At 63.5% G+C, this 23,853-nt stretch carries 21 protein-coding genes; 8 read left to right on the top strand and 13 right to left on the bottom strand.

The features are described from left to right. Positions 1–9 precede the first annotated feature (9 nt). Complete coding sequence (gene sixA, locus ACWBU6_RS12285; RefSeq protein WP_452649066.1) at positions 10–477, top strand: phosphohistidine phosphatase SixA; 468 nt, start codon at positions 10–12, stop codon at positions 475–477. Positions 478–767: 290 nt separating this feature from the next. On the opposite strand, the gene fliD is transcribed toward sixA, so the two are convergent. The 4 genes from fliD to alr all read right to left on the bottom strand — a co-directional run bounded on the left by fliD (position 768) and on the right by alr (position 4,944). Beyond that, complete coding sequence (gene fliD, locus ACWBU6_RS12280; protein ID WP_452649065.1) at positions 768–2,069, bottom strand: flagellar filament capping protein FliD; 1,302 nt, start codon at positions 2,067–2,069, stop codon at positions 768–770. 18 nt (positions 2,070–2,087) lie between these two features. Then, on the bottom strand, positions 2,088–2,408 hold the full coding sequence (locus tag ACWBU6_RS12275; RefSeq protein ID WP_229210053.1) for a PilZ domain-containing protein: 321 nt from the start codon (positions 2,406–2,408) through the stop codon (positions 2,088–2,090). A 66-nt stretch (positions 2,409–2,474) separates the two neighbouring features. Then, entirely contained in the window at positions 2,475–3,851 is a 1,377-nt protein-coding gene (radA, locus tag ACWBU6_RS12270; RefSeq protein ID WP_452649064.1) for a DNA repair protein RadA, read from the bottom strand. 4 nt (positions 3,852–3,855) lie between these two features. After that, positions 3,856–4,944, bottom strand: a complete 1,089-nt coding sequence (alr, locus tag ACWBU6_RS12265; protein WP_452649063.1) for an alanine racemase — start codon at positions 4,942–4,944, stop codon at positions 3,856–3,858. A 126-nt stretch (positions 4,945–5,070) separates the two neighbouring features. Here alr and lplT point away from each other — a divergent pair, with 126 nt between their 5' ends. Then, positions 5,071–6,333: a lysophospholipid transporter LplT gene (lplT, locus tag ACWBU6_RS12260; protein ID WP_452649062.1), complete on the top strand. Its 1,263-nt coding sequence runs from the start codon at positions 5,071–5,073 to the stop codon at positions 6,331–6,333. A gap of 1 nt (position 6,334) precedes the next feature. Here the strand turns inward: lplT and ACWBU6_RS12255 are convergent, their stop codons facing one another. Genes ACWBU6_RS12255 through tsaB form a run of 4 tightly spaced genes read right to left on the bottom strand, consistent with a single transcriptional unit; the run spans position 6,335 to position 9,828 of the window. Next, entirely contained in the window at positions 6,335–7,327 is a 993-nt protein-coding gene (locus tag ACWBU6_RS12255; protein ID WP_452649061.1) for a DUF1853 family protein, read from the bottom strand. Beyond that, positions 7,296–8,663 carry a uracil-DNA glycosylase family protein gene (locus tag ACWBU6_RS12250; protein WP_452649060.1) on the bottom strand — a complete coding sequence of 456 codons (1,368 nt, stop codon included), beginning with the start codon at positions 8,661–8,663 and terminating at the stop codon, positions 7,296–7,298. Before ACWBU6_RS12250 ends, ACWBU6_RS12255 begins: the two co-directional genes overlap by 32 nt. Beyond that, positions 8,660–9,130, bottom strand: coding sequence for a ribosomal protein S18-alanine N-acetyltransferase (gene rimI / locus ACWBU6_RS12245; RefSeq protein ID WP_452649558.1), 471 nt, complete (start codon positions 9,128–9,130; stop codon positions 8,660–8,662). The genes ACWBU6_RS12250 and rimI overlap by 4 nt, the downstream gene beginning before the upstream one ends. Next, a complete protein-coding gene (gene tsaB, locus ACWBU6_RS12240; protein WP_452649059.1) occupies positions 9,130–9,828 on the bottom strand; it encodes a tRNA (adenosine(37)-N6)-threonylcarbamoyltransferase complex dimerization subunit type 1 TsaB in 699 nt (232 codons plus the stop codon). Before tsaB ends, rimI begins: the two co-directional genes overlap by 1 nt. 40 nt (positions 9,829–9,868) lie before the next feature. On the opposite strand from tsaB, the gene ACWBU6_RS12235 reads away from it, so the two are divergent. Then, positions 9,869–10,294, top strand: coding sequence for a thioredoxin family protein (locus ACWBU6_RS12235; protein WP_452649058.1), 426 nt, complete (start codon positions 9,869–9,871; stop codon positions 10,292–10,294). Here ACWBU6_RS12235 and ACWBU6_RS12230 read toward each other — a convergent pair. Both ACWBU6_RS12230 and ACWBU6_RS12225 read right to left on the bottom strand, forming a co-directional pair. Beyond that, positions 10,291–12,558 carry a molybdopterin cofactor-binding domain-containing protein gene (locus ACWBU6_RS12230; protein WP_452649057.1) on the bottom strand — a complete coding sequence of 756 codons (2,268 nt, stop codon included), beginning with the start codon at positions 12,556–12,558 and terminating at the stop codon, positions 10,291–10,293. The genes ACWBU6_RS12235 and ACWBU6_RS12230 overlap by 4 nt on opposite strands. A 10-nt stretch (positions 12,559–12,568) precedes the next feature. Next, positions 12,569–15,685 carry an EAL domain-containing protein gene (locus tag ACWBU6_RS12225; protein ID WP_452649056.1) on the bottom strand — a complete coding sequence of 1,039 codons (3,117 nt, stop codon included), beginning with the start codon at positions 15,683–15,685 and terminating at the stop codon, positions 12,569–12,571. An 87-nt stretch (positions 15,686–15,772) separates the two neighbouring features. Between ACWBU6_RS12225 and ACWBU6_RS12220 the strand changes: the two genes are divergently transcribed. Further along, complete coding sequence (locus ACWBU6_RS12220; RefSeq protein ID WP_452649055.1) at positions 15,773–16,288, top strand: DUF1993 domain-containing protein; 516 nt, start codon at positions 15,773–15,775, stop codon at positions 16,286–16,288. A 107-nt stretch (positions 16,289–16,395) separates the two neighbouring features. Here the strand turns inward: ACWBU6_RS12220 and ACWBU6_RS12215 are convergent, their stop codons facing one another. Continuing rightward, on the bottom strand, positions 16,396–16,590 hold the full coding sequence (locus ACWBU6_RS12215) for a DUF1289 domain-containing protein (protein ID WP_452649054.1): 195 nt from the start codon (positions 16,588–16,590) through the stop codon (positions 16,396–16,398). Continuing rightward, positions 16,590–17,147, bottom strand: a complete 558-nt coding sequence (locus ACWBU6_RS12210; protein WP_452649053.1) for a DUF1415 domain-containing protein — start codon at positions 17,145–17,147, stop codon at positions 16,590–16,592. Before ACWBU6_RS12210 ends, ACWBU6_RS12215 begins: the two co-directional genes overlap by 1 nt. 172 nt (positions 17,148–17,319) lie before the next feature. Here ACWBU6_RS12210 and ACWBU6_RS12205 point away from each other — a divergent pair, with 172 nt between their 5' ends. The 4 genes from ACWBU6_RS12205 (at position 17,320) to ACWBU6_RS12190 (ending at position 20,993) form a co-directional block, all read left to right on the top strand. After that, positions 17,320–18,630, top strand: coding sequence for a transglycosylase SLT domain-containing protein (locus tag ACWBU6_RS12205; RefSeq protein WP_452649052.1), 1,311 nt, complete (start codon positions 17,320–17,322; stop codon positions 18,628–18,630). A gap of 135 nt (positions 18,631–18,765) precedes the next feature. Then, complete coding sequence (gene fabI, locus ACWBU6_RS12200; RefSeq protein ID WP_426171296.1) at positions 18,766–19,557, top strand: enoyl-ACP reductase FabI; 792 nt, start codon at positions 18,766–18,768, stop codon at positions 19,555–19,557. Between the two features lie 165 nt (positions 19,558–19,722). After that, on the top strand, positions 19,723–20,259 hold the full coding sequence (locus ACWBU6_RS12195; RefSeq protein WP_452649051.1) for a sigma-70 family RNA polymerase sigma factor: 537 nt from the start codon (positions 19,723–19,725) through the stop codon (positions 20,257–20,259). Beyond that, on the top strand, positions 20,256–20,993 hold the full coding sequence (locus tag ACWBU6_RS12190; RefSeq protein WP_452649050.1) for a hypothetical protein: 738 nt from the start codon (positions 20,256–20,258) through the stop codon (positions 20,991–20,993). The genes ACWBU6_RS12195 and ACWBU6_RS12190 overlap by 4 nt, the downstream gene beginning before the upstream one ends. A gap of 2 nt (positions 20,994–20,995) precedes the next feature. Here the strand turns inward: ACWBU6_RS12190 and ACWBU6_RS12185 are convergent, their stop codons facing one another. Continuing rightward, a complete protein-coding gene (locus ACWBU6_RS12185; RefSeq protein ID WP_452649049.1) occupies positions 20,996–23,839 on the bottom strand; it encodes a VIT domain-containing protein in 2,844 nt (947 codons plus the stop codon). Positions 23,840–23,853 lie beyond the last annotated feature (14 nt).

Raw genomic sequence — 23,853 nt, 5'->3', positions numbered from 1 at the left:
GGAGGATGCATGGACCTGATCTTGTGGCGCCACGCCGAAGCCGAACCGTCCCAGCCCGGGCTGGAGGACCTGGAACGCACGCTTACGCCCAAAGGACATAAACAGGCGCGCCGCATGGGCCAGTGGCTCGATTCCGTCTTGCCGGAAAACTGCCGCATCCTGGTCAGCCCCGCCACGCGCACCGTGCAGACGGTGGCGGGCCTGGGACGCAAGTACAAGATCCATCCCGACCTGGCGCCAGGCGCCGACGCCGGCGACGTCCTGAAGGCAGCCAACTGGCCATCGTCGAAAGAAGCGGTGTTGGTGGTTGGGCACCAGCCCACATTGGGACAGGCCGCGGCCCTGCTGATGACAGGAGACGATAGCGATTGGGAGATGAAAAAAGGCGCCGCCTGGTGGTTTGTGCAGCGTGAAGCGGACGACCCTTCCAGCTTCTATCTCAAGGCCGTAATGCAGCCTGACCTTGTGACGAAATAGATCTTTCTGCTGGCCTTGCAATTGCCTGATTGGATGCTAGAGTTTAATTGTATCAACTCTAGGGAGCAGCCCCCGGAAACGTCGGCTGGTTAGTCATGTGGGTATTGTTCACCATGAGCATATTCGGCGCCATGATCGCGTTGATCGCTTTCGAAATTGTCTCTGAATATCGCGGCGGACATCATCGGTTGGTCGACCGCTACCACGAGTAGCATTTCGCTTCTGCAGAAGCGAGGCTCCGCAGCAGATCCTTCGGGATTCTGGTGTCGGGGCCTTCAGTCTTTTTAGGATCAGACCAGCAGGTCGAACAGCGATGCGGCGCCGCCCAGCTGCTCGTCCTGCGTGTACAGGCGCACCAGCGCCTGCGCCTGTACCGTGAGCATTTGCGCCATCGCCGATTTGCGGGTTTGCAGGGTATCGACTTCGCGGTCGGCCTGGCTCAAGGCGCGCGAAATGACGCTGCGCTCGCCACCCAGGCTTTCAAGCCGCGCACCAAGCGCATCGGCAAGCCCCCTGCCCTCATTGGTAAAGACCTTGCTGACGGCGTCGGGATTGGCCGTGATCGCGGCATTCAAAATGCCATTATCGAGCTTGAGGCGGCCATTCGTATCGATCGACAGCCCCACATTGGCGAGCGCCTCGCTGCTGCCGCCGGCCGAGCGCACCAGCTGGTCCAATTGAGTGCGCACCTGTCCAAGTGCGGGATTGCCGCGCAAGGCGCCCTTGCCCAGGCTGTCCAGGCGATCCTGCAGGGCGTTGAAGCCTTTGACGAATGCTTCCACATTCTTGGCGATCTGGCTGTTGTCCCGCGCAATGGTGACGGTGGCATCGCCTTCGTCAGCCAGCTTGAGCGTGACGCCCTCGATGGCCGACTCCACATTGTTGTCGGCGCTCTTGATGGTCTTGCCGTCGACGGTCAGGATGGCGTCCTGCGCCGCCTGGGTCTGCGTCGCCTGGCTGAACAGGCTGCGGATCGCGGTATCGCCGGCAACCGTGATATTGAGCTCGTTCCCGGCTCCGCTGGCACTGCGCAATTGCAGCGCCGTGCCCGTGCTGGAACGCACCAGGCTGGCATCGAAACCAGCGTCCTTCAGCGCATCGGCAATGCCTTGCAGGCTGTTGTTGCGGCTATCGATTGTGATGGTCTTGCTGCTGTCGCCAGTGCCAATCCGGATCACGGCCGGGGAGCCGGTTCCGATCCTGGTGTCGGCCGTCTGCACTTCCGGACTGACCAGAATTTGCTGCTGGGCCAGCTGGCTGACCTTGACTTCATGCGCGCCGATCGCTGCTGTCGAACTGCTTGTCACGCCAAGCACAGCGGCCGCTGAACTGCTGCCACGCGTGCTAAGGCCGGTCCCGGCAAGGCTCTCGGCCAAATCCTGGAAAACCGACAGGGCCGACTGCAATTGCCCCAGGCCCGAGAAACGCGCCTGGGTCAGATTGATGCTTGCATTGAGCTTGGCAGCCGCACCGCGCTGCGGCGCGAGCGTCTGCTCGACCCGCGCCAGAACGGCTTCCGATGGCGTCCCGACGACGCTGGCATTCCCGAATGCCAGCGAGGTTCCGTACATCGTGCTTAGCAGGCTGCTCACATTGTTCATCTTTACAGTTTAGCGCATGAACTTGGTAATTGCTCCGGCTGCTTCGTTGTCGAGTGGCGCGAAAGTGAAACCGATCTTGAATTCGTCGCCGCTGAAGATGCAATTGTTGACCTTGCCGCGCGTGTTGACGATTTGTGGCTTGCCATCAACAAGCATCTCGAACACGACCTGGCCGTTGGCGCCGACCTGCACTTTATGTTCGGAAGTGAGGGAAATGCCTGCCAGGCCGAGGTCAAAGGTACGTGCCGCCATCGGCCCGCCGCCATCCATCACGATCATTGCCCGCACGCGCAGGATCTTGCGGGCGCCTTGCCTTGAGTCTAATAACAATTTCTTGTCCAGTTTCTGATTGGAATCGAGCTTGTTATTGTAGCCAATATTTCGTAAAAATCTATATTACTGGAGCTCGCGCAAGCGATTGAAGGCGTCGTCGATGCGCTCGACCGCGATGATGGTCATGCCGTCGATCGGCTGCTTGGGGGCGTTGGCCTTCGGGACCATGGCGATGGAAAAGCCGAGCTTGGCCGCTTCGCGCAAGCGTTCCTGTCCGCGCGGCGCCGGCCGGATTTCACCAGCCAGCCCCACTTCGCCAAAGACCACGAAGCCGTTCGGCAGGGTCTTGTTGCGCATGGAGGAATTGATCGCCATCAGCACCGCCAGGTCGGCCGCCGGCTCGGTGATCTTCACCCCGCCCACCGCATTGATGAACACGTCCTGGTCGAAGGCCGCAATGCCGGCATGCCGGTGCAGCACGGCCAGCAGCATGGCCAGGCGGTTCTGCTCCAGGCCGACCGACAGGCGGCGCGCGTTGGGCAGGTGGCTGGTATCGACCAGGGCCTGCACCTCGACCAGCAGCGGGCGCGTGCCCTCCTGCGTCACCATGACGCAGGAGCCGGGCACCTGGTTCTCATGCGAGGACAGGAACAGCGCGGACGGGTTCGACACGCCCTTCAGGCCTTTTTCCGTCATGGCAAACACGCCCAGTTCATTCACCGCACCGAAGCGGTTCTTGATGGCCCGCACCAGGCGGAAGCTGGAGTGGTTGTCGCCCTCGAAATACAGTACGCAGTCCACGATGTGTTCGAGGACGCGCGGTCCGGCCAGCGAACCTTCCTTGGTGACGTGGCCGACCAGGATAATGGTGGTGCCGCTCATCTTGGCCACGCGGGTCAGTTGCGCCGCGCATTCGCGCACCTGCGCCACCGAGCCTGGCGCCGAAGCCAGGGCGTCCGAATACAGGGTCTGGATCGAGTCGATCACCGCCACCTGCGGCTTCAGGTCGGCCAGGGTGCCGAGGATTTTCTCGAGCTGGATTTCAGCCTGCAGCTTGAGTTCCTTGGCATCGACCGCCAGGCGCTTGGCGCGCAGCGCGATCTGGGCGCCCGATTCCTCGCCGCTGACATACAGCACGCTTTTGACCTTCGACATATTGGCCAGCGCCTGGAGCAGCAGGGTCGATTTGCCGATGCCGGGGTCGCCGCCGATCAGCACCACGCCGCCCGCCACCAGGCCGCCGCCCAGGACGCGGTCGAATTCCTCGATGCCGGTACCGAAGCGCGGCACGTCCAGTGCTTCGATGTCCTGCAGCGACAGCACGGGCGCGGTCTGCGCCAGCGACTGGTGCTGGGCCTGCGAGAAACGGTTGCCGCCGGCGGCTTCAATCACGGTTTCCACCATGGTGTTCCACTGCTGGCAGGACGAACACTGGCCGGTCCATTTGCTGCTGATGCCACCGCATTCGCTGCAGGTGTAGTTGGTCTTTGCCTTGGCCATCTGTTTATGCCTCGGCCACGTGCACGCGCGGCGCCAGGGCGCACATCAATTCATAGCCGATGGTGCCGGCGGCCGTTGCCACGTCATCGATCGGCATGCCTTCGCCCCACAGCACGACCTTGCTGCCGACGCGGGCGTTTGGCACATTGCTCAGGTCCACGGTCAGCATGTCCATCGAAACGCGGCCGACGAGGCGGGTGCGCACGCCATCCACCAGGACCGGCGTATCGAGCGGCGCGTGGCGCGGATAGCCGTCCGCATAACCGCAGGCCACCACGCCGATGCGCATGGTTTGCTCGGCCTTGAAGCGGCTGCCGTAGCCGACGTAATCGCCGCGGCCGATTTCCTGCACGCCGATCAATTCGCTGGACAGGGTCATGGTCGGCTTCAGTCCGAACTCTGCGGCCGTCTTGCCGCCGGGGGTGCCGCCGTACAGCATGATGCCGGGACGGATCCACTCCGTCGCCAGCCCGGCGCCCAGGTCGGGCATGTGCAGGATGCCGGCCGAATTGCACAGGCTGCGCGGGCCCGGCAAGCCGGCCGTCCCCTCATTAAAGCGGCGCACCTGCTCCGCCAGCGGCATGCACGGGTGGTGCAGTTCGTCGGCGTTGGCGAAGTGGGTCATCAGGGTAATGCTGCCCACGTGCGGGATGGCGCGCAGGCGCGCATAGGCGCCGGCGTAGGCCGCCGGCTTGAAGCCGAGGCGGTTCATGCCGGTGTTCATCTTCAGGTGCACATTGAGCGGGCGCGCCAACGGGGTACGCTCCAGCATTTCCAGCTGCTCGACGCAGTGAACGGCGCCTTCAATACTATGTTCTGCCATCGCCAGCAAGTCGGCGCAGTCGAACCATCCCTCTAAAAGCAGGATCGGCTTGTTCCAGCCCAGTTCGCGCAGGCGCACCGCGTTGTCCGGTTCGATCAGCGCCAGTCCGTCTGCTGCGGCGAAACCGCGCATGCCGCGCTCCAGGCCATGCCCGTAGGCATTGGCTTTGACGACGCCCCAGGCCTTGGCGCCCGGTGCGCAGGCTTTGGCGCGCGCCAGGTTATGTTGCATTGCAGCGAGATGGATGTGCGCGACGATTGGCCTAGGCATGACGGAAAACCGGTAAAGAAGAATGGCGCATTTTACCGTCTGTGCCCGCCGACTGCAGGGCGAAATCTTTGGAAACCATACTTTCCATGGTATAAAGCATCCCGAGATAATTATCGGGCGTCCTGAATGAATCGTGGTTTTTACACCATCATGGCCGCGCAGTTCTTTTCGTCGCTGGCAGACAATGCTCTGCTGATCGTGGCGATCGACCTGCTGGTGACCATGCAAGCTCCGGCCTGGGTTACACCCCTGCTTAAGCTGACTTTTGTACTGTTTTACGTGCTGTTGGCAGCATTTGTAGGCGCCTTCGCTGATGCCCTGCCTAAAGGCCGGGTCATGTTCATTTCCAACCTGATCAAGATTTTCGGCTGCGCGCTGATTTTCTATCACGTCCATCCGCTGGCAGCCTATGCGGTGGTCGGCTTTGGCGCAGCGGTCTATTCGCCGGCCAAGTACGGCATCCTGACCGAGCTGCTGCCGCCGGAAAAGCTGGTGGTGGCCAATGGCTGGATCGAAGGCTTGACTGTCAGCTCCGTCATCCTCGGCTTCGCCCTGGGCGGGGCACTGGTCGGCGGTCCGGTTTCCGCCGCGCTGAACAGCTTCGATATGCCGGGCATTACGACAGGCATCGATACCGTCAGCGAGACCGCCCTGATGGTTGTCATGATCTGCTACCTGCTGGCGACTTTGTTCAACTGGCGCATCCCGGATACCGGTGCGCGCTACGCGCATCAGGAGCGCAGCCCACTGCGCCTGATCAGCGAGTTCGCCGGCTGCTGCGGCATCCTTTGGCGCGACAAGCTGGGCCAGATCTCGCTGGCAGTGACCACGCTGTTCTGGGGCGCGGGAGCCACCCTGCAGTTCATCGTGCTCGAATGGGCCAAGCAATCGCTGGGCATGCCGCTGGATAAGGCCACCAGTACCATCGCCGTGTTTGCTGTCGGCGTAGCGCTGGGCGCGGGCCTGTCGGCGCGCTTCATTACGCTGCGCAACTCGCTGCGCGTGATTCCACTGGGGATTGCCATGGGCATTGTCGTCATGCTCATGGTGTTTGTGCACGATGTGCGGCTGGCCTATCCGCTGCTGGTCCTGGTCGGCCTGCTGGCGGGCTTTTTCGTGGTGCCGATGAACGCGCTGCTGCAGCATCGCGGCCACGTCCTGATGAGCGCGGGACATTCGATTGCAGTGCAGAACTTCAACGAAAACCTGTCGATCCTGACCATGCTGGCCATGTACTCGCTGATGGTGAAAATGCACCTGAGCATCAACGCCATCATCGTACTGTTCGGCCTGTTCGTTGCGGGTTCGATGTTTGCGATCCAGCAGTTGCACGCTGCAAACCAGCGGCAGCACGACTCGCTCGGCCTGATCGGCGAGCAGAAACACTGATCTAGGCGGGCAACGCCCCGTCGCTACGGCGCGCCTGGGCACGGGCGCGCCAGTCATCCGGCACCACGAAGCCGCGCTCCACCTCTTCCAGCCAGCCGCCCTCTTCCCGCACCGTCGCCACCAGCACCGGGCTCGGGTCGGCCAGGAATTTTTCCGCCAGCACCTCCAGCAATCGGGCACGCCCCAGCGGCGCAGGCGTTGGCGCATTGCCGCTGCGCGTGGCAGGCGTGCGCAGGGGCGCCAGCCACTGCAGGCGCGGCATCACGATGAATTGCTCGCCCGGGGCTGCCGCCTGTTCGCTGTGGGTCCGCCAGTGGCCGCGGCAGTGGTCGGGCGAGATGCCTTCGATTTGCGGCGCGGCTTCGGTGGCATGGTAGAACAGCCAGCCCTTGACCAGGGCCTGCGCCCTGGCGACAGGTGCCGGCGCGACCTGTTGCGCGATGGGATGCCGGGACAGCTGCAACTGGGAGTTGAAGATCTTACGCATTTTCAGGCCCAGCGTGTCGGCCAGGTTGGGGCCGACCAGGCGATTGTAGTTTCCGCTGCCGGGGTCGCCATCGAGCAGGTAGAACTTGGTGGCGAATTCAATGTGGCGCAAGCTCTCGCTGCCCTCTTCGCGCAGGAGGAAATCGAACTCGCCGATGGTGCCGTTCTTGCCGTCGCGCACTTGCAGGCCGTGGGCGGCCAATGCGCCATGCCGGGCAAAATAGAAAGCCATCAGCTTTTCGGCGTACAAGCCAAGACGGGAATAGAAGCGGTTGCCGAGGGCTGCGTCCAATGGCGAAGGGTCGGCATCGAGATCGTCGAGCCAGTTCGCCACGGCGGGCGTGATGGGTCCCAGCGTGGCGATCTTGCCCTGCCAATGCGGGCTGCCGGGATCGAGCAGGTCGGGCGAATCCAGCAGCCAGGCCAGGGCACGGACATGGGGCCGCGCGAGGTGGCCCCATTTACGGTGGAAAGTCCTAGCGTCGGCCGGCATGGGCGGCTTTGGCAAGGCACAAGTCCTGCCATGCCCTGGCCTTTTCTTCCGGCTTCTTCAGCAGGTCAGCCGGGTGGTAGGTGGCAACCACGGGCACGCTGCCATGCAGCATGATGCGGCCGCGCGCGGCGCCGCCCAGCAAGCCTTTGCCGGTACTGTGCCCGAAGGCGACGATGACTTTTGCCTGCGTCAGTTCCAGCTCGCGCTGGAGGTAGGGGCGGCAGGCCTGCAATTCGTCAGCGCCTGGCGCGTGCGGGGCGTAGCATTTCACCAGGCTGGTGAGGTAGGCGCCTTTTTCCGTGGCCTGGCCGACAGCTTTCAGCATGTTGTCGAGCAGGTAGCCGGGGTCGCCAGCGAACTGGTAGCCTTCGGTGTCTTCCGCCTGGCCGGGCGCGGTGTCGAGGGCGATCCAGGCCGCTTGCTCGTCGCCGCGGCCCGGAACGGCTTGCCGGCGGGTTTCGCAACGGCCACAGCGCGTACAGCTTGCGATCGCGGCCTGCATTGCCGGCCAGTCCATCTGCCCGATCTGTTCGTCGGTGGGCTGGCCTCGTTGCGGTGCGCGGGCCACGGCCGGCACAAGTTGGCGCGGCGCCTCTTCCCTGCCGCGGGCAGCTGCCGGCGCCATGCCCGGCGCGGCGGGCTGGCCGTCGTCGAACCAGGATGGCGGTTCGTCCATCCGGATATCGTCGTAGGCAGGCATATCGTCGGCCCTGGCTGCCGGCGCAGTGCCGGCGCTGCGCGGCGGTACCGGCGCAGGCCTTGCCGTTGGGATCGGGCGCGGCGGCGGTGTTTCGGCAGGCTGCTCGGGAGCCGCCACTTTCTTGCGCTGCGGTTTGTATTCTGGCGTTGGAGCGTCGTCAAACCAGGACATGTCTTCGCCGGTCGATGCAATGCTTGGCGTGCCGGGCACGCGCTCTGGTGCAGCGGGAGCGGCAGGAGCACCAGGCGCAGATGGCGACGGCGGGGCCTGGCGCGCCGCAGCTGCAGCCGCGGCCGGAGATTGGGCGTTGCCGGGAGCGCGCGGCATTGCGGCGGGCGCTTGCTGGCCGGCAGCGGGGACATTTGGTGCCGCGGCCGGCGCAGGCGGTGCGTCGGCGAATGCGTCATCCGCGCCGCCTGGGCGGCGCGCCATGTCGGCCGCCGGTGGCGCAGCAGGCGCGGATTGCCGGGCGACGGCTGCCGCGTGAGGGGGGGCGGCCTGGGCCGGCGCCAGCGGCGCTTGCGCAGCTTCAGCGGCGCTGCCGAAGGCAGCAGCTTCGGCGGCATCGGCCGAAACCTGGCGATTGCGCAGGCGCCACTGCGGACCCACGCCCATCTCCTCCAGGAACACTGCGGACCGGCGGTCACTCATAGGCCAAAACGCATCACGATAGCGTCCTCGCGGGTTGAATCAGCAGCGGGATAGTACCCTTTGCGCCGTCCGATTTCGGCGAAACCGTAGCGCTGGTAGATTTCCAGTGCACGGGCATTGGATGGCCGCACTTCCAGCAGGACCGATTCCATGCCCAGCCCGCGCGACAAGGCGACAGCCTGGTTCACCAGCAAGCGCCCTACCCCGCGCCCCTGCCAGTTACGCGACACCGCAACATTCAGCAGGTGCGCCTCGTCGACAATCCCCATCACCAGAAAATACCCCATTAACTGGCGGTCCTGGGCGCGTAATATCCAGGCGTGATAACCCTGCGACAGCGAATCGGAAAAATTCGCGCGGCTCCACGGATAGGGATAAACCTCCTGCTCCACCGCCACCACCTCATCGAGGTCACTTTCCTGCATGGGCTCGTAAATGAGCCGGGCCAGATCCCATAACTGATGCATCATGCCTGCGACGCCTTCATCTCTTCACGTTCAGCCTTTGTATAGGCAACCTTATTGCGCAGGTACAGCGGCTGCGCCTGTGCGGCCGGCACGGCATGGCCGGCGGCAAATGCTGCGCGCCCAAGCTGCGCAACCTGCACCGCATGCGGCATGATCGCGCCATCGGCGCCGTCGGCGAAATCCTTGCCCGCAAACGCTTCGGCATAGGCGGCAAAGCCGTTGCCACAGGCGCGCGCCGGACCGGAAGGGGCGACGGCATCAGGCGCCGACAAGGCCGGCGGCAGGGTTGCCACTGGGTGGCCGCCTTCAAACCGGTACTGGGCCCAATAGACCTCGTTCATGCGTGCGTCGAGCACGGCCAGGACTTCATCGGAGCCATGGCGCTCGCGGCAAGCCAGGGCCATGGCGTCCAGCGTCACGACCGGCAGCAACGGCAGGCCTGCGCCAAAACCCAGGCCTTGTGCGATGCCGCAAGCGGTGCGCACGCCGGTGAAGGAACCAGGGCCGGCCCCATAGGCGATGGCATCGCAATCGCGCAGGACGATACCTGCCTCCGCGAGCAATTCCTGGATCATGGGCAGCACTGCCTGCGAATGGGTGCGCACGCCGGACGATTCGCGAAAATGCACGCGCTCCCCGCGCAGCAAGGCGCAGGAAGCCATTTCAGAGGATGTTTCGATTGCAAGAATGGTAGCCATGGCCGGTATTTTACCCTGTGGGCATGTACAATAGCACCCCATGCACAGCACTACCCTACATGCCGACAACCGCGCCGAAGCAGCCGCCGCGCTGGCACAGGACCACCTGGTCGTGGCCTGCCTGTGCGCCGCCTGGTGCGGCACCTGCGCATCCTACCGCGCGGTATTCGAGGAATTGGCCAGCCGCCATCCGGACAAGTACTTCCTGTGGGTCGATATCGAAGACCATGCGGACCTGGTCGGCGACCTGGATGTCGAGAACTTCCCTACCCTGCTGATCCAGCGCCACGAGCACGTGGCCTTCTTCGGCACCATGCTGCCCGATCCGAACGTGGCGCAGCGCCTGATCGAAACCCAGGCCGAACTGTCCGACGAAGAACTGGCGCGCCAGGCAGCGTCCACCCCGCAACGCCGCCAGTGGCAGCAGCAATGCAACCTGCGTGCCCTGTTAGGACAACGCAGTTAAGCCAATTTCAAGGGGAGGCTGCGCAAGCGCTGGCCCGTCAGCGCGAACACCGCATTTGCCACTGCCGGTGCGATAGGCGGCGTGGCAGGTTCGCCCACGCCTTCCGGCGGCTCGGCGCTCAGCACGATCACCGTTTCCACCAGCGGCACCTCATTCATGCGCAGCACCGGGTAGTCGGCGAAATTGCTTTGCACGACCTTGCCGTCCTTGATCGTGATTTCGCCGCCCAGCGCGGCCGACAGGCCGTAGACCACGCCCGATTCCACCTGCTGCGCGATGATGTTGGGATTGACGGCAATGCCGCAGTCGATCGCGCAGACCACGCGATGCACGCGGATCTGCTTGTCCTGCACCGACACTTCGGCAACCTGTGCGACGATGGCGCCGAAGGACTGGTGCAACGCCACGCCATGCGCACGCCCTGCCGGCGCCTTGCCGGCCTTGGAGACGGCCGCGTTCAGCACCGCCAGGTGGCGCGGGTGGCCCAGCAGCATGGTGCGGCGGAATTCCACCGGATCCTTGCCGGCCGCGCCGGCCATTTCATCGACAAAGCTCTCCTTGAAGAATGCGTTCTGCGAATGGCCCACCGAGCGCCAGTTCCCCAGCGGGACGGCGCTATCGACCACCACGTGGTCGATCTGCTGGTTAGGGATTTCGTACTGCATGTCGTACACGCCTTCAGCAGTCGAACGATCCGGCCCGGCGCCGGGCAGGCGCAGGTTGCGCTGGGTGAACTGGTGGGTCAGCGCACCGCCCGCCGTCTTGGCTTCCCATGCGACGATATTACCGGCGGCATCCAGCCCCGCCGTCATGCGCGCCACGGCGGCCGGGCGGTAGACGTCGTGCGTGGTATCGTCCTCGCGTGTCCAGATCACCTGCACCGGCAGGCCCTTTGCCTCGCGCGCGATGGCGACCGCCTGCGCCACCATGTCCATCTCCAGGCGGCGGCCAAAGCCGCCTCCCAGCAGGTATTCATGCAGGATCACATTAGCCTCGCTGACGCCGCCGACGCGGGCTGCTGCGGCGCGGGCGAAGGTCGGGGCCTGGGTGCCGACCCATACCGTGACCTTGCCATCCTTGACCTGGGCCGTGCAGTTGATCGGCTCCATGCAGGCGTGCGCCAGGTAGGGCACGCGGTACACCGACTTGATGGTGCGCAGCGCGCTGGCCGCCTGCGCCATGTCGCCGCGCTGGTGGTAATTGTCGCCATCCTCGGCTTCGAGGGCATTTGCCAGCGTGGCATAAATCGCCTCGCTCGACAGCTTGGCATTGGCGCCGTCGTCCCAGCGGATCGGCAGCGCAGCAGCAGCCTGCCTGGCCTGCCAGTAGCTGCGCGCAAGGACGGCAACGCCTGCCCCGGCACCATAATTCTCTTCGATGGCATTGGAGAAATCGATCACCGACAGCACACCCGGCATCTTCACCACTTCGCCCGGCGTCACGCCGGCGACCTTGCCGCCCACCACCGGCGACATGCGTACCGCCGCATACACCATGCCTTCCGGCCGCACGTCGATGCCATACATCGCCGAGCCGTCCGACTTGATGCGCGAATCGCGGCGCGGCACGCTGGTGCCGATCAGGCGGAAGCTGTGCGGGTCTTTCAAGGTGACCTTGCCCGGCCGGCCGAGCGCTGCGCGCGCGGCAACCACGCCGTAGCCCACGGACTTTTTGCCGATGTCGTGATACAGCACGCCATTTTCCGCGCGCACCTGCTCCGGCGGCACCTTCCATTGCCGCGCGACTTCGGCGACCAGCATGGCGCGCGCCGTGGCGCCGGCTTCGCGCATGGAGGTCCAGGCGTCCTTCACGCTGGACGAGCCGCCGGTAATCACAATCCCCATCTCGCGCGCCACCTTGCCCAGCATCCAGGTCGCGAGCTCGCGCGAGCGGCCCGTATCGTCCGGATGGAAAGGCAAGGTTTCACGCATCACGGCCAGGTTGGCGTAGATTTTGTCGGCCGGCGCCTGGATCAACTTGATCGCCTCCAGGCGCACATCCAGTTCCTCCGCCACCAGCATGGACAAGGCGGTATGCACGCCCTGCCCCATTTCCGCGCGCGGCATGGCCAGCTGAACGCCGCCGTCGGGGTCGATAGCGATCCAGCCGTTCAGGGCGACAGCGCCGTTTTCGAGCGGCAGCGGGGCCTGGCCGCGCACGCGCTGGCGCGGCGGCATCACGCCCCAGCCGACCACCATGGCCCCGGCGACCGCGACGCCGCTCAGCAGGAAATGGCGGCGGGAAAACTTCTTCGGTTTGAGCATGGCTCCCTCGTTATGGCAGCCAACGCTGCAGCAAGTCCTCCGGCATCACCGGACGGCTGTAATAAAAACCCTGCGCCTGGTTGCAACCGTGGCGCAGCAGGAAGGCCGCCTGCTGTTCAGTCTCCACGCCCTCGGCAATGACGGACAGGTTCATGCTGCGGCCCAGCTGGATGATGGCAATGGCGATCGCCTCATCGTTGACGTCGGTCGAAATATCCTTGATGAAGGAGCGGTCGATCTTCAGCGTCTGCACCGGCATCTGCTTCAGGTAAGCCAGCGATGAATAGCCGGTGCCAAAATCGTCGATTGCCAGCGACACGCCGACCGCGTGCAGGTCGTTGATGAAGCCCAGCGCGTCGCCGGTATTCATGATCACGGACTCGGTCACTTCAAGCTGCAGGCGGTGCGGCTCCAGGCCGGTCTCGCGCAGGATGTCGGCCACCATGTTGACCATGCTGCCGCGCTCGAACTGCTTGGCCGACAGGTTGACCGCGATCTTCGGCACATGCAGCCCCGCTTCCTGCCAGCGCACCATCTGGCGGCAGGCTTCGTACAGCACCCACTGGCCCAACTGGCTGATGAAGCCCGTGTCTTCGGCCAACGGAATGAAGCGGTGCGGCGGCACCAGCCCCAGCTCCGGATGGTTCCAGCGCACCAGCGCTTCCACGCCGAGCAGCTTGCCGGAATCGATCTCGACCTGCGGCTGGAAGTTCAGGAACACTTCCTCTTTTTCGATGGCGCGGCGCAAGTAGGTTTCCAGGCGCAGCCGCTCCACGCCCTCGCCCGCCATGGATGGCTGGTAGAAGCGGTAGCCGTTGCGGCCGCGCGCCTTGGCCTGGTACATGGCCACGTCGGCGTTACGGATCAGCATATTCAGGTCGCTGGCGTCGGTCGGGAAGACCGAGACACCGATCGAACAGGTCACGAACAGCTCGTGACCCGCCACCATGAACGGATGCTCGAACATGGTCACCAGCTTCTCGGCGACCTGTCCGGCGCCGTACTGGCCTTCCACGTCCTCCAGCAGCACGATGAATTCGTCGCCGCCGAGGCGCGCCAGGGTATCGCCCTCGCGCAGCTTCTCCGACAGCGCGTGCGCCACCTGTTTCAGCAACTCGTCGCCGATGTGGTGGCCCAGCGTGTCGTTGACGTTCTTGAAGCGGTCCAGGTCGATGAACAGCAGGGCCAGCTGCTCGTTGCCGCGCGTGGCGCGCTGGATGGCATGCTGCAGCCGGTCGTGGAACAACAGGCGGTTGGGCAGCTGGGTCAGGGCATCGTGGTGGGCCAGGTGGTCCAGCTTCTCCTGCGACTGCTTGACCAGGGTGATGTCGCTGAATACGCCGACATAGTGGGTGGTCGCGCCGCGCGTATCGCGCACGGCGGTCAGCGTCAGCCACTCGAGGAACAGCTCGCCGCTCTTGCGCATGCTCCAGATCTCGCCGCGCCAGTAGCCATGCTCGACCAGTTCTTTCCACAATTCGGCGTGGAAGCCTTCATCGTGGCGGCCGGAGCGCGTCAGGCCGACGTCGTGGCCCAAGGCTTCCGATTCGGTATAGCCGGTGATCTGGGTAAAGGCCGGGTTGACGGCGACGATAGTGCCCTTGTCGTCGATCACCATCACGCCATCGGCAATGTGTTCCAGCACGGTGGCCGACAGCCGCAGTTTTTCTTCCGCTTCCTTGCGGGCGCTGATATCGGCATAAACCCAGATCGAGCCTTCGTTCGGGCGGTTCTGGTCGATGGCGCAGCCGGACACCATGCACCAGAACCGCGATCCGTCCTGGCGGCGGTAATTGCGCTCTTCGCTGAAGTACTCGCCGTTGCCCAGCGTGGAATACTGGCGCGCCCCGGCCGACTCGAAATCGAAGGTCGTCGGAAACACGATGGCGGTGGAGGCGCCAATCATCTGGCCCGGCTCATAGCCGAACAACTCTTCGCAGCGGCGGTTGACCGAGACGATGGTACGGTGGCGCACGAACATCACGCCGAACATCACGTTGTCCAGGATCGCGCTCTGCTCGGCCAGCAGGGCCTCGATGCGCATTTCGTTGTGCTTGCGCTGGCTGATGTCGGAGATGATGCCGTCCACCCATGGCGCCCCGCCCGCCTCCGCCGCCTGCGGCTGGCCATTCTCGGCCACCCAGCGCTCAGTGCCCGTGGAATCCATGATGCGGTATTCGATTTCGTACGGCTTACCGTCCTGGATCGCCTGCACCACCACACGGCGCTGGCGTTTGCGGTCTTCCGGGCAGATCAGGTTGGCCCAGGCATGCGTGGTGCTGCGCATGAACTGGGAGGCCGGGTAGCCGGAGATTTCTTCGATCGCGTCGGACACGAAATCGATCGGGCCATCGGGGCGGAAGCGGAACACGGCACCCGGCACCTGGGTCACGATGGTGCGGAAACGTTCCTCGCGCTGGGCGATGTCTTCGAACAAGTGCTTGATCGCCACCCGCATCTGGTCCAACTGGCCGGCCAGGCGGCCCAGCTCATCGTTGCCGCTTAACTCCATGCGGGTTTCGAAATCGCCATGCGACAGGCGGTCGGAGAAGCGCATCAGCTTGCGCAGGGGCTTCAGCAGGCGCTGGTTCAGGAACAGCACGATCAGCAGCAGCGACACAGTGAGCTGGGCCGCCAGCACGAAGACATAGGAAAGCTGCTTCTCGCGCAGTTCCTGCTGGCTGCGGGCATCGTCCATCTCGACCATGATCTTGCCGATCTTCTCGCCGCGCACCATGATCTCGCGCTCGGCGCGCACCACGTTGCCGATGGCGCGCTTGGGCGCCTCGACATGCATGAACTGGGTGTCGGCTTGCCCGGTGACCTGCACCTGCAGCACGGAACGGTCGCGCATCACGGACTCGACCAGCGAGTGTGCCGATTCCGCGTTCATATTCCACAGCGATTCCTGCATGCCGAGGGCCAGGATGTCGGCGTTGCGTTGCAAGGATTCGTTCAGGGCTGTCTGGGCGGACTTTTGTTCGTGCACCCCGATCAGCAGGTAGGAGCCGATAATGGCCGGAATCACCAGGCCGCCGAATACTACCAGTAACAAGGCGCCATAAATCGACAGCCCATACAGAGCGCTCAGGCGGGACCTTAATTTGTTATAAAAATTCCGAGCCATTCAGCAGGTCTGGTGGAAAAGATTATCCAGCAGCAATTATGCACGTAACGCGCTATCATCGCCACTCTATATCAGAGGAGTTTACCTATGTCGTTTTCCATGTATTCCGCTTCCATTCCGGTGTTCCGCCAGATCCTTGGCAGCCTGTTCTCCATCCTCGACAAGGCTGAAGCCCACATCGAAGAAAAGAAGCTTGATCCAAATGCCTTCCTGCAATTCCGCCTGTTCCCGGATATGTTGCCCTTTACCCGTCAGATCCAGATTGCCGCCGACTTCGCCAAAGGCGCCGGCGCGCGCCTGGCTGGCGCGGATGTGCCGGTTTATGAAGATACGGAAAAGACCATTGGTGAATTAAAGCTGCGCATCCAGCGTACGCTGACTTTTTTGGACTCGCTGCCGCGCCAGGCCATCGAGGATTCGGCGCAACGTTCGGTAACCACCGGTAGCGGAGAGAAGAGCAAGCAGTGGGTGGGTCAGGAGTATTTGATGCATTATGCGCTGCCGCATTTCACGTTCCATGCCACGACTGCGTACAACATCCTGCGCCATAACGGGCTGGAGATTGGCAAGAAGGACTTTATCGGGTCTTGGAAGGCTGAGTAATCCGGCACACCAGGGCCTGCCCCGCGGGGTCAGACCCTGACTGATCGGCGGCCGCGGGCTTCGGGCCTGCTGCCTGAGCCTGCGGGCCAGACAGCGCCCTACCGGTTTCAGGAATTTCGCCGCGGATAGCCCTGCGCCAGGATCCGCTGCCAGACCCTTTCCTTTTCCTCGGCACTCATGGCCACCCAGTGCGCCACCTCGATATAGGTGCGCCCGCACCCGCGGCAAATCTCATCGAACGTCGTCGAGCAAACCGCCACGCAAGGCGTATCCGGCCGCTCAGGTAATTTCTCTTCCGTCATCACTTCCCCAAACCCAGCTTGTCCCAGCCCTCATGGCCGAGTTTTTCCATCGTCTCGATATTCTTCTCGAAGATATCGGCCGCCTCCGGAAACGCCTCCACCGCACGATCGATCGACGCCTCGCGCAGCAGGTGCAAGGTCGGGTAAGGCGAACGGTTGGTGTAGTTCGAGATATCGTTCTTGTCGGTATCGGCAAACTGGTACTCAGGGTGGAAACTGGCCACCTGCAGCTCGCCTTCCAGCCTTAGCTCCTCCAATGCCGCATCGGCCACGTCGAGGAATTCGTTGTAATCCTCGAAATCCTGCAGCACCAGCGGATGGATCAGCAAGGTCGTATCGACCACTTCCGGGTCTTCCGCCGCCAGGAATTCCAGCTCCTTGATCAGGTCTTCCAGCAATTCCTCAGGCGAGGAAGCTTCCGACACCACATAGCGCACCTGCTTCTTCACATGCACGGCTTTGGCGAACGGGCACAGGTTCAGGCCGATCACCGCCTTTTCCAGCCACTGTTCGGTTGCCGCGATAACGGCTTCGTAATCCACTCGGGTGTTGCTCATCTATACATCCAAAAATCGTTATCCAAGACACCAATTATATAGCTTGATCGACATAATTATCCAAGAAAATCAGGCACATAGCGAATTTTTCCTTGACTCGACAGGGATTCAACCCTACACTCCGGCCTTAGATAGTCCGCCCCTTGTTTCCACAAGACAACTGCGAAACGCTATGCAAGAACGAATCAAAAGTGCTGTCCTGATCGCCCTGGCGCTGTGCGCTGCGCTCCCGGCAGCCTCCGCCCTGGCCTCCGCCGACACCAGCAAATCCGTGGTGCTGCAGCCTGCCGTGGAAGAATACAAGGAAACCGACGTCTGGGGCCGCATCCGCTCCGGCTACGCCATTCCCGACGTAAATAATGCCCTGGTGGCCAAGCATGTGAAATGGTACGCCGACCGCCAGGACTACCTCGACCGCACCACCGCCCGCGCCTCGCTCTACCTCTTCCACGTGGTGGAAGAGCTGGAAAAGCGCAATATGCCAACCGAACTGGCCCTGCTGCCCTTCATCGAATCCGCCTTCAACCCGCAAGCCCTGTCGACCGCCAATGCGGCCGGCCTGTGGCAGTTCGTGCCGGGCACCGGCCGCGATTACGACCTGAAGCAGAATGCCTTCAAGGATGACCGCCGCTCCGTGCTGGCTTCCACCGACGCCGCCCTGAGCTACCTGCAGCGCCTGTACACCATGTTCGGCGACTGGCACCTGGCCCTGGCCGCCTACAACTGGGGCGAAGGCAATGTGCAGAAAGCCATCAAGCGCAACCAGACTGCCGGCAAGCCGACCGATTTCGAAAGCCTGGCCGAGCTGATGCCGGCCGAGACCCGCAATTACGTGCCGAAGCTGCAGGCGGTGAAAAACATCGTCGCCAACCCGTCGCAATACGCCGTGCACCTGCCTGTAATCGACAACGAGCCGTATTTCACAGCGATCGACAAGACGCGCGATATCGACATGGCGCTGGCCGCCAAACTGGCCGAAATCTCGGTCGATGAATTCAAGGCCCTGAACCCGCAGTTCAAGAAGCCCGTCATTACCGGCAACGAGCAGACCAAGATCCTGCTGCCGACCGAGAATGCCGCCAAGTTCGCCGCCAACCTGGCTTCGTGGACCCACGCCCTGTCGAGCTGGACCACCCATAAGATTTCCAGCGCCCGCGAAAGCATCGCCTCCCTGGCGCGCAGGTTCGGCACCACCCCGGATGCGATCCGCCAGGCCAACAACATCCCGCACAAGTCCGTGCTGAAAGCCGGCTCGACCATTCTGGTGCCGAATATTTCCGCCTCGGCCTCCGGCAAGGACATTTCGGCCGACGTGATCGAAAACGCTGTCCTGGCCGTGGAAAACGAGCGCCCGGGCCCAAAACGCAGCAACTACCGTCAAGCCTCCTCAGCGCGCGGCGATTCCAAGCCTGCGGTCAGCATGGTCAAGGCACGCGTCAAGCGCGACCAGGCCGGCAAATCGAAGTCCCGCCGCAGCAATTAACCGTATTATCAACACGCTACCCCTTGCCAAACTTGCAGGGGCGTCGGGGACTGGTTGCAAGAAGTTAAATCTTGCAGTCCCCGACTAGGCGCGTTTACAATCCCGTTCTTGCGGTATAACCCCATTGGAGTAGATATGGCTTTCTTGCAAGGCAAAAAAATCCTGATTACTGGCGTCCTGTCCAACCGTTCCATCGCTTACGGCATTGCTAAGGCAGCCCACCGCGAAGGCGCCGAACTGGCTTTCACCTACGTTGGCGAGCGCTTCAAAGACCGCATCACTGAATTCGCTGCCGAATTCGGCAGCAATCTGGTCTTCGACTGCGACGTGACCAGCGACGAACAGATCGCCAACCTGTTCACCGACCTGGCCAAGAGCTGGGACCGACTGGACGGTTTCGTGCACGCCATCGGCTTCGCCCCGCGCGAAGCGATTGCCGGCGAATTCCTGGACGGCCTGACCCGCGAAAACTTCCGCGTGGCCCACGATATTTCGGCATACAGCTTCCCGGCGATGGTGAAGGCCGCCCTGCCGCTGCTGAAGCCAGGCTCTTCCGTGCTGACCCTGTCCTACCTGGGCGCAGTGCGCGCGATCCCTTACTACAACACCATGGGCCTGGCCAAGGCATCGCTGGAAGCATCGGTGCGTTACCTGGCAGAGAACCTGGGCCAGCACGGCATCCGTTCCAACGGCATTTCCGCCGGTCCGATCAAGACCCTGGCCGCATCCGGCATCAAGGACTTCGGCAAGCTGCTCGGCTTCGCCGCCGGCCACGCCCCGCTGCGCCGCAATGTGACCATCGAAGAAGTGGGTAACGCCGCGGCGTTCCTGCTGTCGGACCTGTCGTCCGGCATCACCGGCGACATCATGTACGTCGACGGCGGCTTCTCCCACGTGATGGGCCTGAACTCGAGCGATTACGAGTAACCGGCGCCAGCCCCAAAAAAGCCGCCCCCGGGCGGCTTTTGTTTTTAAAGTCGGGGTCAGCTCCGGCAATCAGACACGAACGCAACCATAAGCGACTTGCGCAGTCCCCACCAATTGACTAAAGTGGGCGCCTCGATTCCGCCTACCTGGAAGTCCCCGCCGCGCATGCCCCTCGAGCAATCCGACGACGAACTGATGTTGCGTTACCGCGATGGCGAGCTGTCAGCCTTCCAGGAACTGTATCGCCGCCACAGCCGCGGCTTGTATCGCTTCCTGGCCTGGCGCAGCGGGCGCACGGAGTGGGCTGACGAGGTGGCGCAGGAAACCTGGCTGGCAGTGCATCACGCCCGCATGCGCTATGCTGCACAAGGCAGCTTCCGCAGCTACCTGTTCCAGATCGGCCGCAATCGCCTGGCCGACATGCAGCGCCAGCCCGATATCGACGATTGCGCCGACATCGGCCCGGTGCAGGATTCGGCGGAAGCGACTGCGCTGGAGCGCCAGCGGAACCTGGCCTTGCATGCCGCCATCCGGCTGCTGCCGTCGGAGCAGAAGGAAGCGCTGGTGCTGCAGCACTTCAGCGGCTTGAGTATCGAAGAAATTGCGCTGGTCGTCGCGGCGCCGGCGGAGACGGTGAAAAGCCGCCTGCGCTACGCCATGCGCAAGCTGCGCGAGCAATTCAAGCAGGAGGAGACGGTATGACGCCAGTCGACAAAGACGACTTCGAAGACGCTGACCTGGTCCGCCGCCTGGCCGCCCTGCCACAACCGGAGCCATCGGCGGAGCTTGACGCGGCCATTTTCGCGCACGTCCAGAAAGACCTGGCGCCCGGCCCTGCCGCAGCCAATGATCCGGCCGTCCATGCCCCGCGTCCAGGGCCAAAACATCGCTACCGTGCACCACTGGCGTTTGCCGCCAGCCTGGCTGGGATTGCCATCCTGTTCCCGGTCTGGCGCAGCTATCAGCGCCAGGAACTCCAGCCAGTTGAAGTCCGCATCGTGGCAGAGCAACTGCCCGCGGCCCTGCCCATGCCAGAAGCCGCTAATGCGGAGGTCGTCGCAGCCGAGGACAAGAAGCGCGAGGCCGCCATGGTCTACGCGAAACCGGCACCGCCACCCCATGTAGCGGAAGCGCCTATCCAGGCGCCGGAGCCGGCGGCGGCTGCAAGCCCGCCTCCGCCCGCGCCAGCGCCAGCGCCGGCAGCCGCTCCGCCCGCGCCGGCAATGGAAGTGGATGAACTCGACCCGCCGCCCCGCAAAGCAGCCGCGCGCGCGCCCGAAGCCGAAAGCCCGAAAGACTGGCTGCAGGCTATCGAACGCATGCTCGATGCCGGCGATCCCGAATCGGCTGGCGCGCAGTGGAAGCGCTTCCGCAAAGCCCACCCGGACTATCCGGTGCCCGATACCCTGGCGGACCGCCTCAAAGCGCTGGATTAGCCCTACTTCGGCTTCACCTCGAATTCCCCTACCAGGATGGAACTGCCCTGCTCTTTCAATCGCAGCGTAACCATTTTGTCGTCCGCCTTGGGCGTGCCAAACCCGGTCGTGAATCGAAGCTGAAGCGTGGTAGCGCCGGTGACAATCTGCTGCGCGCTGCCAAAGTAATTGACCTCGACGCGGTATATGCCTGGCTTGGCATTCCGCAACATGAACTCTTCCGGCCCGTAGCCACCGGTGAAGTCGCGCGACATGCGGCCGCCCTGGTAGGTTAGCTGATGGCCGAAGTAGGCGCGCTCGCCGTCGGGATCGATCACGTACAGGTCCATATCGCTGTTGTCCGCATCCCAGGTCAGCACCACGCGCAAATCCACTGGCAGGTTGCGCAGCAGCCGTGAATCCATCGCGCGCGTATCCAGCGTACGGCCGGCAGCCCTGGCGCGCGCAACGATCGCATTCAGTTCGGTCAACGCAATCAGCTCCACCTCGGCGAAACGCCCGTCCCAAGGCCGCAACACCACCTGGTATAGCTGTTCGATGGCCCGCTGCTCCTGGCCGCTCGCGGCGAGCGCCAGCCCCAGGTCGCGGAAGGATTGCGGCTCTTCTTCCGCCATATCCTGCACACGCTCCAGCAAGGGAACCGCGAGCCTTGGCGCGCCTGCCTCCATCAGACGATAGGCCAGCACGCGCAGCACGTGGCGGTTCTCCAATTCCATCTCGGCCAGGTTGGACAGGACGCGCAAGCCGAGATCGCGCTGGCCGCGTTCCAGCATCAGCCCCGCCACGTCCAGCAGGAAGGCGCTGCCGCCTGCGTGCGAAGGCCGTTCGTCCAGGTAGATGCGATACATGTCGCCTGCAGCCGCTTTCCGCATGCGTGCTGCGTACGGCGCGTCGGCTTGCCATGCTTTTAGCCGGACGCTCACGCCGCCGTTAATCGGCTTGCCGGCTGGCATATCCAGCTCGTCGACCTGCATCGGCGGTACAGCCGGAGCCGCACGCGCGGCCGGCGAAGGCGGCGGAGGCGGTGCCTGCATCGCCTCCATCATCGGTGCTTCGGCAATCCGCATGTCGAGAACGTCGGCTACGGCTTTCCTCTTCGGCGCAGGAGGACGATACTTGGGGAAAGGCCTCTCCCACCACGCCACTTTGGCCTGGAACTCGCGCACCACATTGTCGAGGTGCTTCACACGCTGGTTGGCACCCTGGGCGCGGCTCTCCGCCTTCATTTGTTCGAAAGCGGCGCGGAATTTTTCAGGCGGCGTCACATCGTGCCGCACATAGTCGTCCAACTGCTCCAGCACCAGAAGCGAAGTCTCGCGCGTGGGCAAGCCGAATTCCAGCCCAAGACGCCGGATCGCGGCGCGATTGTGCTCGTAATTGCCCTCCAGCTGGGCGATACGCCGATTAGCCCACCACCAGGCTGCAAGAGGATGCGCAGCGTTCTTCCCGCTGGCAGCATCGATGGCGACCTCGATCTTGCGGCCCTGGTTCTCCAGGGTTACGGCCAACGGTTCCCTGCCCCGCACCTTGCCCGCCACGCGCAGCAAGCCGGCCTGCACCTGGCTTTCGTCAACCACCACATCGCCGGAATGCGCGCCGGTGGCACCGGTTACCCTGACTCCATCGGTAACCAGTTCCTGCGCGGCGTGATGGGCATCGACAGGATCGATGGCGATATGGCGGCCACCGTTAGTATTAGCCCAAGCGGCCAGACGCGCGATATCCGCGCCAGTACTGGAGCTCAGCGTGAACAGACGCCGGCCTTTGGCGAGCTGCGGGAAAACACCGGTGCCGTAGTTTCGCAATCCGTCGCTGAACATCAGGTATTCGTCGACATCGGGCTGCGGCTGCCAGTCAGCCAGTGCGCTGGCGCCATCGTAGACGGTCGATTCCAGCTCCTCAACCAAGGCCCCTGCCTGCCCTTTGGCCAGCTTGAACACCTTGGCCGGTTCTGCCTTATCGCGCAGGCGCACCAGGCGCACTTCAACGTTGCCTGCCGCTTCAAGGTAACTGGCAAGCACCCGCAATTCTGCCTTCAGGGAACGATGCGCGCCGGAGTTCGAACTATCCCACAACACGCCAACGACTTTGGGCAAGGTGCGTGGCTTGCGCTCGGCGGGAACCGGCACTTCCGCCAGGAAGTACTGCTGGCCGTTAAACTCCTCCAAATAAGTTTTCGGCTTGTCCTGCGCCGCAGGCACCCGCACCAGGATTTCCCCTTTCGCCTTTGCCACATCCAGCTGCCAGCCGTCATCGGTACGGGCAAAGCGGTCCGGCAGGCCAAGGGCGAGCGGCGCTTCCTCGCTACCCATCACGCGCATATCCAGCGCCACCGGGATGCCGAATTGCTTCAACGGCAGTCGGTAACTCCAGTTCTTCTGCTGGCGCGCCAGCAAGGCTGCGTACTTCAGCTCCACCGTGCGCGTGCCACGGCCCGGGATCGGATAGATGCGCAACTTGAAGTTATTGCCCTGTGTCTGCTCCAGCAACCCCGGATCGATGCGGCGCCGTTCCTCGGCCTCAAGGATCTGGCGCCCACGCTCCTTTTCGATCGGCACTGCCGGGCGCAATTCGCCGCCGACGTCCAGCGCAAAACCCGTCATCTGCTGCCCCTCGCCGAGCGGGAACTGCAGTTCGCCTTCAAGCTGGCGCACGTTCGGGTTATAGAAGACCAGCTTCACAATCGTTTCCGCCATGCCGCCCGATATGACAGTCTGCACGGCCGCGCTTTGGACACGGACCGGCATTTCGCCGCCAGTCGTACTGGACCTGATAAGTGGTGGTGTTTGCGCCATGGCCATGCCGCCAGCCAGCATGCATACCACCAGGATGAGCCTCGCCAACATGTTTACTCCCTTCA

The organism is Pseudoduganella sp. HUAS MS19, assembly GCF_053615455.1.
The sequence above is the reverse complement of the archived record's forward strand: the minus strand, read 5'-3'. Positions and strand labels throughout refer to the sequence as shown.